The organism is Cellulomonas sp. P5_E12, assembly GCF_054049315.1.
Window position 1 is genome coordinate 1 of record NZ_JBFUMP010000018.1, and the last position, 11,877, is coordinate 11,877.

At 74.4% G+C, this 11,877-nt stretch carries 17 protein-coding genes; 9 read left to right on the plus strand and 8 right to left on the minus strand.

Translation table 11 applies throughout. The annotated features are described in order from the left end of the window. A partial coding sequence (locus ACXJKA_RS14725) for a helix-turn-helix domain-containing protein (RefSeq protein ID WP_456825958.1) occupies nucleotides 1–325 on the plus strand: 325 nt, incomplete at its 5' end. Between the two features lie 360 nt (nucleotides 326–685). Continuing rightward, a complete protein-coding gene (locus ACXJKA_RS14730; RefSeq protein ID WP_456825959.1) occupies nucleotides 686–940 on the plus strand; it encodes a nuclease in 255 nt (84 codons plus the stop codon). On the opposite strand, the gene ACXJKA_RS14735 is transcribed toward ACXJKA_RS14730, so the two are convergent. Next, nucleotides 937–1,176 (minus strand): hypothetical protein, encoded by a 240-nt coding sequence (locus ACXJKA_RS14735; protein WP_456825960.1) that lies wholly within the window; start codon nucleotides 1,174–1,176, stop codon nucleotides 937–939. The genes ACXJKA_RS14730 and ACXJKA_RS14735 overlap by 4 nt on opposite strands. A 16-nt stretch (nucleotides 1,177–1,192) precedes the next feature. Here ACXJKA_RS14735 and ACXJKA_RS14740 point away from each other — a divergent pair, with 16 nt between their 5' ends. Further along, nucleotides 1,193–1,372, plus strand: coding sequence for a hypothetical protein (locus ACXJKA_RS14740; RefSeq protein WP_456825961.1), 180 nt, complete (start codon nucleotides 1,193–1,195; stop codon nucleotides 1,370–1,372). Nucleotides 1,373–1,502: 130 nt separating this feature from the next. Then, on the plus strand, nucleotides 1,503–2,495 hold the full coding sequence (locus ACXJKA_RS14745; protein WP_456825962.1) for a helix-turn-helix transcriptional regulator: 993 nt from the start codon (nucleotides 1,503–1,505) through the stop codon (nucleotides 2,493–2,495). Here the strand turns inward: ACXJKA_RS14745 and ACXJKA_RS14750 are convergent. Continuing rightward, nucleotides 2,473–3,060 carry a mycothiol transferase gene (locus ACXJKA_RS14750; protein ID WP_456825963.1) on the minus strand — a complete coding sequence of 196 codons (588 nt, stop codon included), beginning with the start codon at nucleotides 3,058–3,060 and terminating at the stop codon, nucleotides 2,473–2,475. The genes ACXJKA_RS14745 and ACXJKA_RS14750 overlap by 23 nt on opposite strands. A 44-nt stretch (nucleotides 3,061–3,104) precedes the next feature. Continuing rightward, complete coding sequence (locus ACXJKA_RS14755; protein WP_456825964.1) at nucleotides 3,105–3,485, minus strand: nuclear transport factor 2 family protein; 381 nt, start codon at nucleotides 3,483–3,485, stop codon at nucleotides 3,105–3,107. Between the two features lie 80 nt (nucleotides 3,486–3,565). Between ACXJKA_RS14755 and ACXJKA_RS14760 the strand changes: the two genes are divergently transcribed. The 4 genes from ACXJKA_RS14760 (at nucleotide 3,566) to ACXJKA_RS14775 (ending at nucleotide 6,296) form a co-directional block, all read left to right on the plus strand. Beyond that, nucleotides 3,566–4,696: a serine/threonine-protein kinase gene (locus ACXJKA_RS14760; protein ID WP_456825965.1), complete on the plus strand. Its 1,131-nt coding sequence runs from the start codon at nucleotides 3,566–3,568 to the stop codon at nucleotides 4,694–4,696. Further along, a complete protein-coding gene (locus ACXJKA_RS14765) occupies nucleotides 4,693–5,172 on the plus strand; it encodes a mucin-associated surface protein (RefSeq protein WP_456825966.1) in 480 nt (159 codons plus the stop codon). Before ACXJKA_RS14760 ends, ACXJKA_RS14765 begins: the two co-directional genes overlap by 4 nt. Before the next feature lie 135 nt (nucleotides 5,173–5,307). Then, entirely contained in the window at nucleotides 5,308–5,562 is a 255-nt protein-coding gene (locus tag ACXJKA_RS14770; protein ID WP_456825967.1) for a PspC domain-containing protein, read from the plus strand. Then, complete coding sequence (locus ACXJKA_RS14775; RefSeq protein ID WP_456825968.1) at nucleotides 5,559–6,296, plus strand: N-formylglutamate amidohydrolase; 738 nt, start codon at nucleotides 5,559–5,561, stop codon at nucleotides 6,294–6,296. The genes ACXJKA_RS14770 and ACXJKA_RS14775 overlap by 4 nt, the downstream gene beginning before the upstream one ends. Here the strand turns inward: ACXJKA_RS14775 and ACXJKA_RS14780 are convergent, their stop codons facing one another. Then, a complete protein-coding gene (locus ACXJKA_RS14780; protein ID WP_456825969.1) occupies nucleotides 6,297–7,304 on the minus strand; it encodes a hypothetical protein in 1,008 nt (335 codons plus the stop codon). It abuts the gene before it with no gap. A 220-nt stretch (nucleotides 7,305–7,524) separates the two neighbouring features. Then, nucleotides 7,525–7,935: a TIGR03668 family PPOX class F420-dependent oxidoreductase gene (locus tag ACXJKA_RS14785; protein WP_456825970.1), complete on the minus strand. Its 411-nt coding sequence runs from the start codon at nucleotides 7,933–7,935 to the stop codon at nucleotides 7,525–7,527. A 26-nt stretch (nucleotides 7,936–7,961) separates the two neighbouring features. Between ACXJKA_RS14785 and ACXJKA_RS14790 the strand changes: the two genes are divergently transcribed. Beyond that, a complete protein-coding gene (locus ACXJKA_RS14790; protein ID WP_456825971.1) occupies nucleotides 7,962–9,329 on the plus strand; it encodes a pyridoxal phosphate-dependent decarboxylase family protein in 1,368 nt (455 codons plus the stop codon). A gap of 1 nt (nucleotide 9,330) precedes the next feature. On the opposite strand, the gene ACXJKA_RS14795 is transcribed toward ACXJKA_RS14790, so the two are convergent. The 3 genes from ACXJKA_RS14795 to ACXJKA_RS14805 form a co-directional block, all read right to left on the minus strand. After that, nucleotides 9,331–9,624, minus strand: coding sequence for a YciI family protein (locus tag ACXJKA_RS14795; protein WP_456825972.1), 294 nt, complete (start codon nucleotides 9,622–9,624; stop codon nucleotides 9,331–9,333). A 9-nt stretch (nucleotides 9,625–9,633) separates the two neighbouring features. Continuing rightward, nucleotides 9,634–10,695: a DUF4349 domain-containing protein gene (locus tag ACXJKA_RS14800; protein ID WP_456825973.1), complete on the minus strand. Its 1,062-nt coding sequence runs from the start codon at nucleotides 10,693–10,695 to the stop codon at nucleotides 9,634–9,636. 118 nt (nucleotides 10,696–10,813) lie between these two features. Continuing rightward, entirely contained in the window at nucleotides 10,814–11,617 is an 804-nt protein-coding gene (locus ACXJKA_RS14805; RefSeq protein ID WP_456825974.1) for a DNA-3-methyladenine glycosylase 2, read from the minus strand. Nucleotides 11,618–11,877 lie beyond the last annotated feature (260 nt).

An 11,877-nucleotide genomic window follows, 5' to 3' on the forward strand; every position in this document is an offset into this window, starting at 1 on the left:
GCTGCAGCTCGCGCGGGCGCTGCGGCCCCCACGCGTCGAGCCCCCGCACCCCGGCCCGCCGCGGCCGGCGGCCCGAGCCCCCCGTCGCGCGCGTGCCGCGGGATCGGGCCCGGCGGCCAAGCCCGTGCTGAGCGCGCGCGAGCTCGAGGTCGCTCGCCTCGTGGTCGACGGTCAGACGTACCGGCAGATCGCCGAGCGGCTGTACATCTCTCCGAAGACCGTCGAGCACCACGTCGCGCGGATGCGCCAGCGGCTGGGCCTGAGCACGCGAGGCGAGCTGCTCGCCCACCTGCGCGGGCTGCTCGCCCAGGCCCCGGTGGGCTGACGCTCGGGCGCGCGGACGCGCCCCGTCCGAGATGTGAGATGCCTTGACAGCATGTGGACGGCGTCGCACACTCGTGACATGTCCATCGACCGCACCGCGCCCGTGGCCCCGCGCCACGAGGGTTCCGTCGACGCCGTGTCGACGCGCCGGTGTAGCTGTCGAATGTGTCGCTGACGACTCTGTCGTACCGGTCCCCGCAGCTCTGAGGAGCTCCCCGCAGGCGTTCCGCCTGGCCCGAGGGCGTGGACCAGTCCCGCCGCACCGCGGCGCAGCCCGTCACCGTTCGCACCGGGGGAGCACCCTGGGCGCGCCGGTGCGGACCACACAGTGGCATCGCAAGACGATCGATGGAGCACGAACGTGCCGAACCGCACCCGTATCGACCTGCTTCCCATCCAGGAAGCCGTCGCCACCGCCTCACCCAGCGCCTGGCGCGACGGCCTGGTGTCCGCCGCTGAGCCGGGCACCCTCACCGTCGCACTGCTGGACGGGCACCTCGCCGTCCTCGCGACCACGGCGGCGCCCGCGATCGGGGAGCCCGTCGCGGTGCACCTGGTCGCCGGCGTGGTCGCTCTGGGGGGCGCGTGGTACTCGGCGCGCCCCGTGGTGGCCTAAGCCATCTGCATCGAGGTCATCGCGGCCTTGCACGCGTCGACCATCGCCATGCACGCCGCGGCGCAGATGCGGCAGTGCTCGGACATGTCGGCGTGCATCGAGCACTCGGCCGCGCACGCCTCGCCCATCGTCATGCACGCCGTCATCATCGAGGTCATGACGCCCATGTCGTAGCCGGTCGGGCGCATCATCATCCGCATCATCGCCGTGGCGACGTCCGCGGTGTTCATACACATGGACGCACATCGGCCCATGCCCTCGCCTCCGTCGGCGTCCGCGCACATAGTCGCCGCCATCGAGGCCGCCGAGCACGCCTCGATGCACTCCTGCATCATCGGCATCGTCATGCCCGTGGTGCCCATCGGCATGGACTTCATCATGTCCGCCATCATGCTCATGGTTGATCTCCCGCTCTCGTCGGACGCCCGGTGATCGTGCCCTTGCGACGGTACGCCGCGCGTCCGGCGTGGCGCCACGGTGTCGTCGGCACGACCTCGTCGCGAAACGAGGTCGTTACTCCTAGGGTCGGTTCCGGACGGATGGCGTCCGGAACGGGGGAGCCATGAGAGGCGACCGGAACCCGACAGCCCGCGCGCTGACGGCGCTGGAGCTCATCCAGGCCAGCCCCGGGATCACGGCCGACCGGATCGCCGACGCTCTCGGCGTCTCGGAGCGGGCAGCCCGGCGCTACGTCGGCACCCTGCGCGAGGCGGACATCCCGATCGTGTCGGAGCGCGGCCCCTACGGGGGGTACCGGGTGGGACGCGGGCTGCGACCGCCGCCGCTCATGCTCACCGCGCCCGAGGCGTTGGCGCTGGTCATGGCCGTGCTGGACGGGCACCACGACCTCGACGACCCGACCGAACCGGTCGGCACCGCGATCGGCAAGATCCTGCGGGCGCTGCCCGAGGCGGTGGCGGCACCCGTGCGGGCCGTCCGGGACGTCGCCGCCCCGGCTCCGGACCGGGCCGCCGCGCGGCCGGACCCCGGCACGGCGACGGCGCTCGTGCAGGCCTGCGCAGCCCGCCGGCGCGTGCGGGTGGCGTACCGGTCGGAGGGCGGCAACGCGTGGGACACCGAGGTGGACCCGTGGGCGGTCGTCGTCCGGCACGGCCGCTGGTACCTGCTCTGCTGGTCGGTCGCGTCCGACGCCCGTCGCGCGTACCGCGTGGACCGGGTGGAGCGGGTGGACCTGCTCGACCAGACGTTCACGCCGCCCGCGGACCTCGACCCGGTCGCCGAGCTCGACGCGCACCTGGCGGCCGGCTGGGAGTTCGAGGTCGACGTCGTCCTGCAGGCGCCGGCGCACCGCGTGCAGCACTGGCTCCCGCGAGGTCTCGGTCGGCTGGAGCCGATCGACGGCTCGTCGTGCCGGCTGGTGGGGACGACGAGCAACCCCTACTGGTATGCCGAGCGGCTCGCGCCGGTGCCCGTGGACTACCGCGTGGTCGGCGGTCCCGAGCTGCTGGCGACCGTCCGCGCGCTGGGTCGCCGGATGCTGGCGGCCACGGAGTCGGCCACGGTGGAGCCCGTCACCACTCCCGGATCCACGTGAGGGGAGCCCCGGACACGGGGCGCCAGTCGAGCGGCGGGTCCTCACCCACGCGCCCGTCGACCACCTCGCGGAGCAGGTCCGCGTGGCCCGTGTGCCGGCCGTACTCCTCGATGAGGTCGAAGAGCAGCCGCCGCAGGGTCGCGTGGTTGCCGTCGTCGTCGCCGTCGTGCCCGAGCTGGTCCAGGCCGCCGTTCTCCAGCGCCCCGGCCAACCGGTCCCGCGACCGCTCGACGGCGCCGTCCCACGCGGCGTAGAGCTGCTCGGGCGTGTCGTCGCCCGCGGACAGCAGCTCCGTGTCGTTCTCGCCCCAGGTCTGCGGCTGCCACATCTCGCCGGGGTGCTGGCCGGCGAGCTTCCAGCGGAACGTGGTGTCCTCCACCGCGGCGAGGTGCTTGAGCAGCCCGCCGAGGGTCAGGGCGGAGACGCCGATGTGCTGGGCGAGGCCGGCGGAGTCGAGCCCGTCGGCCTTCCAGCGGAACGTCGTGCGGAGCCGGTCGAGGGCGCCGACGAGGTGGTCGAGCTCGGTGCCGGCGAGCGGCGGGAACCACGGTGCGGTCTTCGTCATGCGCCGACCGTAGGACGGGTTCCGGACGATCTACGTCCGGATCGTCAGGCCGTTCCCGTCGGGTTGTCGTCAACGGCGAGGTACGTGCCGTGCCCCTCGATCACCAGGCCGTCCGCGAAGACGAGCACCTCGTCGACGAGGTTGCCGCGCTGGTTGCGGTAGCTGATCACCAGCGCGCTCACCCCGGCGAACACGCGCTCGACGGTGAACTGGAGGTCCGGGATCCGTCGTAGCCCCTCAGTCCAGTAGGCGCGCAGCGCCTCCTTGCCGCGCACCACCCCGCCGGACCCGGGGACGATCTGCGCGGCGACCGGCGAGGTGAACACGACGTCGTCGTGGAAGTGGGCCATCAGCGCGTCGAGGTCGTGCGCGTTCCACGCGCTGACCCATGCCGCGCTGAACGTCGCGGGGTCAGGAACGGTCATGACACCCGACGGTACGGCTCGCGGGGTCTCACCCGCCCCCGGCGTGCGGGTGCCGCTGGGACGGCCTAGCGTCGATCGACGTGCTGGAACATCTGCCCGGGACGCGCCCCGAGACGTCGGACGACGACCGTCCGACGGTGCTCGACGGCCGCTACCGCCTGGACCGGGTGCTCGGTCAGGGCGGCATGGCGACGGTGCACCAGGCGCGCGACCTGGTGCTCGAGCGCGACGTGGCCGTCAAGGTGTTCCCCGCGGCCCACGAGGACGGCGACGACCTGCTGCGCAACCGCGCGGAGATCCGCGTGCTGGCGACCCTGGGCCATCCCGGTCTGGTCGTGCTGCACGACGCCGGGACGGTGCACGGCGAGGACGGTTCGCAGCAGGTCTACCTCGTCATGGAGCTCGTCGCCGGACCCACCCTCGCGGAGCGGTTGCGGCGTGGCACCCTCGGGGCCGAGCAGGTGGCCGTCGTCGGGAAGGACCTGGCCGAGGCGCTCGCGGTCGTCCACGCACGGGAGATCGTGCATCGCGACATCAAGCCGGCGAACGTGCTGCTGACGGCGCCGGACGCGCTCGACGACGACAGCCCCGGCGGGCACGCGATCAAGCTGGCCGACTTCGGCATCGCCCGGCTGGCTGGCGCCACCCGGCTGACCCTGACGGGCATGACGCTCGGCACCATGAGCTACCTGAGCCCGGAGCAGGCGGCCGGAGGCGCCCTCGGTCCGGCGAGCGACATCTACTCGCTCGGCCTCGTCCTCCTCGAGTGCGCGACCGGCCGGCCCGCTTTCACCGGCACGCCCGCCGAGGTCGCCACGGTCCGGCTCACCTCTGTGCCCCGCATCCCCAAGGACCTGCGTCCGGATCTTCGTGACGTGCTCGCGCGGATGACGCGCCTGTCGCCCGACGAGCGGCCGACCGCCGAGGAGGTCGCGGTCGCCCTCGCCCCGATCGCTGCGGTGCCGTCGTCCGAGACGCTCGTGCTGCCCGCGATCGACGACGGGCTCCCGGCGCCCTCCCGTCGGCAGGCGCGCCCCCGCTCCGCTCGATGGGGGATCGTCGCCGGTGCGGTGGTGCTGCTGACGGGCGGCGCCCTGCTCGTCGGGCAGGTGGCGGGCGGACCGGGTCCGACGGCACCCCCGTCCTACCCGACTGTCCCGGGCACCGTCGGCGACTCGCTCACCCGGCTGCAAGAGAGCGTCGAGCCATGAGGCGCGCGCTCGCTCTCGTGCTGGGCGCGGGCCTGCTCGTCGCGGGGTGCGGCAACAGCCCGGACCTGGCCCCCGATCGCGCGCACACCCTGCAGGGCACGGTGCTCGCCGTCAGCCAGGCCTCGGCCGAGGCGCGCTGGGACGACGCGCTCGGCCTGGTCACCGAGGCGCGCACGGAGCTCGACGCCGGCGTCGACGCCGGCGAGGTGTCGACCGCGCGCTACCGCGAGGTCGACGCCGCGCTCGACCAGGTCGAGGCGCAGATCACGGCCGAGCGGGACCGCGTCGCGGCCGAGCAGGCCGCCGCCGCGCAGGCCGCCGCGGACCAGGCGGCCGCTGAGCAGGCGGCGGCGGAGCAGGCGGCGGCGGAGCAGGCGGCGACGGAGCAGGCTGCTCCTGCCCCCGCTCCGAAGCCCGAGCCCCCCGCGAAGGGCAAGGACGAGAACTCGGGCAAGGGCAAGGGCGGCGACAAGTAGGCGCGGTGCACGCCCAGGGTGCCGGGCTCGTGGCTCAGGGGCAGGATCCGGGCGATCACCGATGCGGTCGATCCGGGCTCCGGCGCATCCTGGGGGTGTCCGGTCGACGACGGCCGGCGCGAGAGGAGCACGACGATGGGCACCATCCACGACAGCATGGCTCGCCAGGGCCTGGTCCGGCCGGCCGACGGCCGAGTGCTGGGCGGCGTCTGCGCCGGGCTGGGCCGACGGTTCGGCATCGACCCCTGGCCCGCACGACTCTTGTTCGTGCTGGTCCTGTTCGTCATACCGGGCAGCCAGCTCCTGATCTACCCGGTCCTCTGGATCCTCATGCCGACCGAGCGCTGGGTCCCTGCGGCGCCCGGGTCGCCGGCGGGTTCCGCCGGGTGACGTCGAGCGTCCTGGTCCACGTCCCGCACGGCTCGCGCACGATCCCCGCCGACGTCCGGTCGGGGATCGTGCTGTCGGACGCCGACCTCGAGCGCGAGCTCGACCTCATGACCGACTCCCTCACCGAGGAGCTCGCGCGGGCGGTGTCGGCCAATGTCCTGGCCGCCCCCGTCTCGCGACTGGTGGTCGACGTCGAGCGGTTCCCCGACGACCGCGAGTCGATGAACGCCGTGGGGATGGGCGCCGTCTACACCCGGACCCACGACGGCCGAGTCCTGCGGGACACCGCCGACCCGACGCTGCTCGACCGCTGGTTCCACCCGCACGCCGCCGCCGTGACGGCGCAGGTGGACGCGATGCTCGCCGAGCACGGTCGCGCCGTCCTGCTCGACCTCCACTCGTACCCGACGACCCGGCTGCCGTACGAGCTCGCGGCCGCCGCCGCTGCGCGCCCGCAGGTCTGCCTCGGCACTGACCCGTTCCACACGCCGCCGTGGCTCGTCGCCGCCGGCCGCGAGGCCTTCGAGGGCTGGGACGTCGCGCTCGACTCGCCGTTCGCCGGGACGTACGTGCCGCTGACGCACTACGGCACGGACGCCCGCGTGGCCTCGCTGATGGTCGAGCTCCGGCGGGACGCGTACCTCGACGAGGCGACCGTACGGGCCACGGCCGGCTTCGACGAGGTCGTGACCCGGCTCGCGCTCCTCGTCGACGCGCTCGCTCGTGGGACGTGACTAGACCGTCGACCACAGGTGACGCGGTCGGCGCTGCGACGGGACCAGGGGGCCCGGCTGGCCGGGCACGGCCTTCTCCAGCTCGTCCACCAGGGCCCGCCAGCACCGCTCGGCCTGGCGCATCTGCGCCGCCACGGTCTCGGGGGCCACGTGCCCGACGATCCCCGCCCCGCCCGCGCCGTCGAGTGCGTCGAGGGCGTGCTCGACGCTCTGGCGGGCGGCCCGGTAGTTCGCCCTGTCACGGGCGTCGGGCGGGGTCAGCACCTCGAGCGCGGCGGCGGCGTCGTCGACCAGTGACCTCACCAGCGCGACGGCGTGGGGCCGGTCGCTCATCGACATCCGGGCGGAGGAGTCGGCCACGGCGCTGACCAGCGTGGACTGCGCCAGGCGCTCGATCGTGCGGCGGAGCGCGTCGGGGTCCAGCTGCATGGCCAGCAGGAGCACGACGGTCCGGCCGAGCAGCGTCTCGGAGCGGGCGCGCGCGACCTTGCGTCGCTCGGCAGCCACGCGGGCCTCGTTCTCGGCGCGCAGCACCTCGGCGTGCGCCTCACGCTCCCGCCGCTCGGCCGCCTGGCGGGCAGCGTTCGCGCGCCGGGCCACCAGCTCCGTGGCCACCCTGACGTGCTGCTCGCTCTCGGTCTGCCCGCGGTGCACGAGCTCGACCGCGCACTGGTTCACGGGAGCGGCGTAGCCCGTGTCGGTGTAGCCGAAGAGGGCGATCCGGTGCTCCTCGGCCCAGAGCACCGCCGTCTTGGTGTAGCCGGAGCGCGAGTAGAAGACCGCGACCGAGGAGCCGGCCGCCGCCCGCAGGTCCTCCAGGCCGTCACGGCCGACGGGGCTGCGCCGGTGCTCGACCCGGCCCGCGAAGTCCGCCCCGATGAGGTCGAGCTCGGTCGGTGTGCCGCTCGGTGTGACGCGGACGTCGGTGCGCGCGAGGACGGTGCGGGCGTGCCTCTCGGCGAAGCGCTCCGCATCCCGCCACTGCGGGTCCTTGCCCGCTGCGCCCATGTCCACCTCCTCGGCTGCCGCGACCTCGCCGAGGTCCGGACCTGGGCCCGGCCCGGACGGTCAGGCGCCGACCTCGACGGTATTCACCGTGCGCACGGGCGGACGCGGCCGTCCGGGTGATGGGCCGACACAAACCCGCGATCCACCCACACCGCCGGACGAATCGACCGGGTGATTTCGCGGCCGCCCGGCCCCCGAGGTGGTCGCCGGACGCGCCCGTTCACCCGTTCGCCGACCATCCCGTCCAGTCCCGCACCAGCGCCCGGATCACCGGGCCGTGCGGAGGCAGCTCCCGGTAGGGCGGGTACCGCTCCTGCAGCGCCGCCAGCTCGCCGGCCGTCGGAGGGCCGTCGACCACCTCGGCGGTGGCGTCGGCGCGCACCCACCAGAGCTCGGACCAGTCCGGCGACCAGTGGTCGACGAGGAGGGAGACCGACGGGTTCTCCCGGATGTTGCGCAGCCGACGCAGGTCGGTGCTGCGCTTGGGCTTGTGGTCGACGGTCACGACGATCACGTCGCCGACGACCGCGAACGTCACGGGCACCAGGTGCGGGCGGTGGTCCGCGCCGGTCGTCGCCAGCACCGCGCGCTCCGCCGCGACGAAACGTCGTCGGCACTCGTCTGCCCTCACGGCAGCCATTCTGGGAGGCTGGCGCCATGACGGCACGGTGGCCGGCGTTCTCCCCGGCGCTCGAGCGCGCGGCGCACCACGCGCGGGAGTGGCTGACATCCCTGCCGGAGCGCCCCGTCCGGCCCCGCGTCGACGCCGACGACCTGGCCGCGGTGCTCGGCGGGCCCCTGCCCGACGGCCCGACCGCCCCGGAGGTCGTGGTCGACGAGCTGGCGGCGGGCGTCGAGCCGGGCCTGATGGGCATGCCGTCGGGCCGGTTCTTCGGCTGGGTCATCGGCGGCACGCACCCCGCGGCCCTGGCCGCCGACTGGCTGGTGAGCGCGTGGGACCAGAACACGGCGCTGCGGTACTCGACGCCGGGGGTGGTGGCGGTGGAGGAGGCCGCCGGCGCGTGGGCGCTCGACCTGTTGGGGCTACCGGCCGGCGCCGACGTCGGGTTCGTCACGAGCGCCACGATGGCGAACTTCACCGGGCTGGCCGCGGCCCGCCAGCAGGTGCTCACGGACGTCGGGTGGGACCTCGACCGAGACGGCCTGGCCGGTGCGCCACGGGTCCGCGTGCTCGTCGGGGCGGAGCGCCACGAGACGGTCGACCTCGCGCTGCGCTACCTGGGACTCGGCGCGCCGACCGCGGTGCCGGCCGACCGGCAGGGGCGGCTCGTCGTCGGCGAGCTCGAACGAGCCCTGGGCGACGGCCCGACGATCGTGTGCCTGCAGGCGGGCAACCTGCACTCGGGCGCGTCCGACCCGATGGCCGAGGCCATCGACGTGGCGCACGCCCACGGCGCCTGGGTGCACGTGGACGGCGCGTTTGGGCTGTGGGCGGCGGCGTCCCCGCGGCTGCGCGGTTTGCTCACCGGCTACGAGCGGGCCGACTCGTGGGGTACCGACGCGCACAAGACGCTCAACGTGCCGTACGACTGCGGCCTCGCGATCGTCGCTCGCCCGGAGCCGCTGCGGCGGGCGTTCGGCGTGCACGCCGACTACTTCGCGACCTTCCAGGGGTCGGGGGACCCGATGGAGAAGGTGCCCGAGCTCTCGCGGCGAGCGCGCGGGGTGCCGGTGTGGGCGGTGCTGCGCTCGCTGGGTCGCTCCGGGGTCGCGGACCTGGTCGACGGCCTCGTCGCGCGGGCCCGGCAGATCGCCGACGGCATCGCCGCGATCGAGGGCGCGCAGATCCTCAACGACGTCGTCTTCACGCAGGTCAGCGTCGCGTTCGGCAGCGACGAGCGGACCCGGGAGGTCACCGCGCGCGTGCTGGCCGACGGGGTGACGTGGATGTCCGGCTCCCGCTGGCGGGGCCGCGACGTGCTGCGCGTCTCGGTGAGCAACTGGTCGACCGACGACGAGGACGTGGCCCGCTCGGTCGACGCGGTCCGCCGCGCGGCGATCTGACTCAGTCCCGCGACAGGACCACGCGCCACGGTCGGACGGTCACCGCGAGCACGCCGTCGACCACGGACCGGTCGTCCTGCGTGGCCAGCCGCACGGCCTCCTCGAGGGACTCGACGTCGAGGATCGTCATCCCGCTGCCCTCCGTGTCCTCGAACGGACCCGCGGCGACGAGCTCGCCGGCCGCGTGCCGCCGCTGCAGGAACGCGTAGTGCTGGGCGATGCCCCGCTGGTCCCCGACCGACCGGCCGTCGGGGACCGCCGGGCCGCGCACGTGCAGCAGGACGAACCGCGCCACTGCGACCTCTCAGCGCTCGTCGGGATCCACGGGACGCGCCGCCGGGGGACCCACGGGCGGGTCGAACGGGTTGCCGGGCCCCGCCGCGAGGGGCCGGACGGTCGCCGGGGTGCGCCACTTGCGGGACCAGCGAACCACGGCCACGACGCCCGCGGCGATCGCTCCGCCGAAGGCGAGCCACGGGATCAGGACGCCGACCACGATGACGATGCCCGAGACCAGCTCGACCAGCGACCCCCAGCCGGTGGCCAGGCCCTCGAGGAACGACTGCGGGCCGGTCGGCTCCACGGGGGGCGCGGGGGGCTCGACGTAGGGCGGCAGGTCGGGGCCGACGAGCGCGACGCGGATGGTCGAGAGCTGCACCTGCTCCGTGAGGGCCGACCGCTGCGACAGGAGCGACTCGAGGCTGGTCTCCCGCTCGGTCAGGGCGTTCTCCGCCGTGACGATGTCGTCGTGAGTCGTCGCGGTGGCGAGCAGGTTCTCCATCCGGCCGACGGACAGCTGCATGGCGTGGATGCGGGCGTCGAGGTCCAGCGCGGCGGAGGTGACGTCCTTCTTGGAGAGGTCGACCGTGTCGACGTCGCCGAGGTCCCGCAGGGCGATGAGCGTCGGTGTGACGGCGGCGGCGGGGAGCCGGATGGTGAGCGCGGCGCGGCCGACCTCGGTGTCGGTCTGGGCCTGCTCGGAGCGGGCGTCGACCCGACCGCCGGCGTCCTCGGTGAGCTGCACGATGGCGTCGGCGGCGGCCTGGGGGTTCTTCACCGACATCGCGACGTCCCCGGTCTGGATCACCTTCCGGTTGGCGTCGACCGCGCTCGCGGCCGGCGCGGCCGAGGTGTCACCCCCCTCGGTGCCCTGCTCGACCGCGGTGTCGGTTCCGCCGCCTTGGTCGGCACCGACGGCTCCGCCGTCGGCCTGGCTCTCGGAGACGCCGGAGTCGGCGGCGTCCGATCCGCTGTCGCCGGCGGAGCAGGCGCTCAGTGCGGCGCTGAGTGCGATGACGCCGACGACCGCCAGGCGGGCGGTGCGGGCGCGGACGGTCGGGGCGGGGCGGCTCGTCGTCGGGTTCATGGCCGTGACCGTAGGGCCGGCGGCGTTGCTGCGGGTTGCCTGTGACTGAACTGTGACGGCGCCGCCACGCGCGGCACCGAATCGTGACCGAGCCGTCACCGCAGCGCGTTGTGCCTGCTCAGAGCATGTATGCCGTTGCGGTCCACAGGTGCACCGCGGCGAAGGCCCGCCACGGGCGCCACGGCTCGGCCAACCGGGTGACGTCGCGGTCGGTCCCGACGCCCAGCGCGCGACGCAGCACGAGGTCCCCGACGGGCATGGCGTCGCGATCCCCKAGCACGCGCAGCGCGAGGTAGTCGGCCGTCCACGGGCCGATGCCGGGCAGCGCGAGCAGCCGTGCTCGGGCGTCGGGGGTGCCCGCTGCGAGCACGAGTCCGTCGGCACACGCGTGCGCGAGCGCGTGCAGCGTGCGGGCGCGGGAGTGGGTGATGCGGACGACGGCCTGCAGCTCGACCTGGTCGACGGCCGCGAGCCTGGCCGGGGACGGGTACACCGTCAGCCCGTCCGGGCCCGGGGTCCCGTAGGCCGCAGCGAGCCGGCCGCCGAAGGTGCGCGCGGCGGCGAGCGAGACCTGCTGCCCGAGCACCGTCGTGACGGCGGCCTCGAACCCGTCGGGGTGGCCGAGGATGCGCAGGTCGGGCCGCGCTCGCACGAGCGGTCCCAGGACCTCGTCGTGCGCGAACGCGTCGCGCACCGCGTCGAGGTCGTCGGCGAGCCCGAACCACGCGTCCGCGAGCGCCCGGAGGTCGGGTCCAGCGCTGTGGGAGGACGTCAGATCGATGCGGTCCTGCGCCAGGGTCGCCGTGACGACGGCGCCTCCGACGACGCGCCGCACCGTGCTGCCGTCCACCGCCTCCACGCCGGGCACGGCGTGGGCGACCAGCGAGGCGAGCGCGGGCGCGGGGTCGAACGGTCGCCGCACGACGAGAGTTCTGGCGATGGTGTGCCCTCCGAGTCGAATCCTTCCGACCGTACCGGCAGGCGGCTTTACCAACACAAGATCGAGACATGGAAAGGATGCGCCATTCGCGTGACAGTGCTAGAACTGAAGTAGCTGATCGCGCCGGGTGACCGGGGCGACCAGCCGGTCGAAGATCTGGCCATGTTGCCGAGGGTCACGGCGAGAGCCGGACCGCCCGTCAGGGTTCAGGGAGTGCGCCAAGCCTCGTGCCGGCGAGACGC

Bases quoted from the DNA above. Each gene is read 5' to 3' on its own strand.
- ACXJKA_RS14735 (WP_456825960.1), bottom strand. From the start codon at position 1,176: ATGTGTATGAACACCGCGGACGTCGCCACGGCGATGATGCGGATGATG.
- ACXJKA_RS14740 (WP_456825961.1), top strand. From the start codon at position 1,193: ATGCCCTCGCCTCCGTCGGCGTCCGCGCACATAGTCGCCGCCATCGAG.
- ACXJKA_RS14745 (WP_456825962.1), top strand. From the start codon at position 1,503: ATGAGAGGCGACCGGAACCCGACAGCCCGCGCGCTGACGGCGCTGGAG.
- ACXJKA_RS14750 (WP_456825963.1), bottom strand. From the start codon at position 3,060: ATGACGAAGACCGCACCGTGGTTCCCGCCGCTCGCCGGCACCGAGCTC.
- ACXJKA_RS14755 (WP_456825964.1), bottom strand. From the start codon at position 3,485: ATGACCGTTCCTGACCCCGCGACGTTCAGCGCGGCATGGGTCAGCGCG.
- ACXJKA_RS14765 (WP_456825966.1), top strand. From the start codon at position 4,693: ATGAGGCGCGCGCTCGCTCTCGTGCTGGGCGCGGGCCTGCTCGTCGCG.
- ACXJKA_RS14770 (WP_456825967.1), top strand. From the start codon at position 5,308: ATGGGCACCATCCACGACAGCATGGCTCGCCAGGGCCTGGTCCGGCCG.
- ACXJKA_RS14780 (WP_456825969.1), bottom strand. From the start codon at position 7,304: ATGGGCGCAGCGGGCAAGGACCCGCAGTGGCGGGATGCGGAGCGCTTC.
- ACXJKA_RS14790 (WP_456825971.1), top strand. From the start codon at position 7,962: ATGACGGCACGGTGGCCGGCGTTCTCCCCGGCGCTCGAGCGCGCGGCG.
- ACXJKA_RS14800 (WP_456825973.1), bottom strand. From the start codon at position 10,695: ATGAACCCGACGACGAGCCGCCCCGCCCCGACCGTCCGCGCCCGCACC.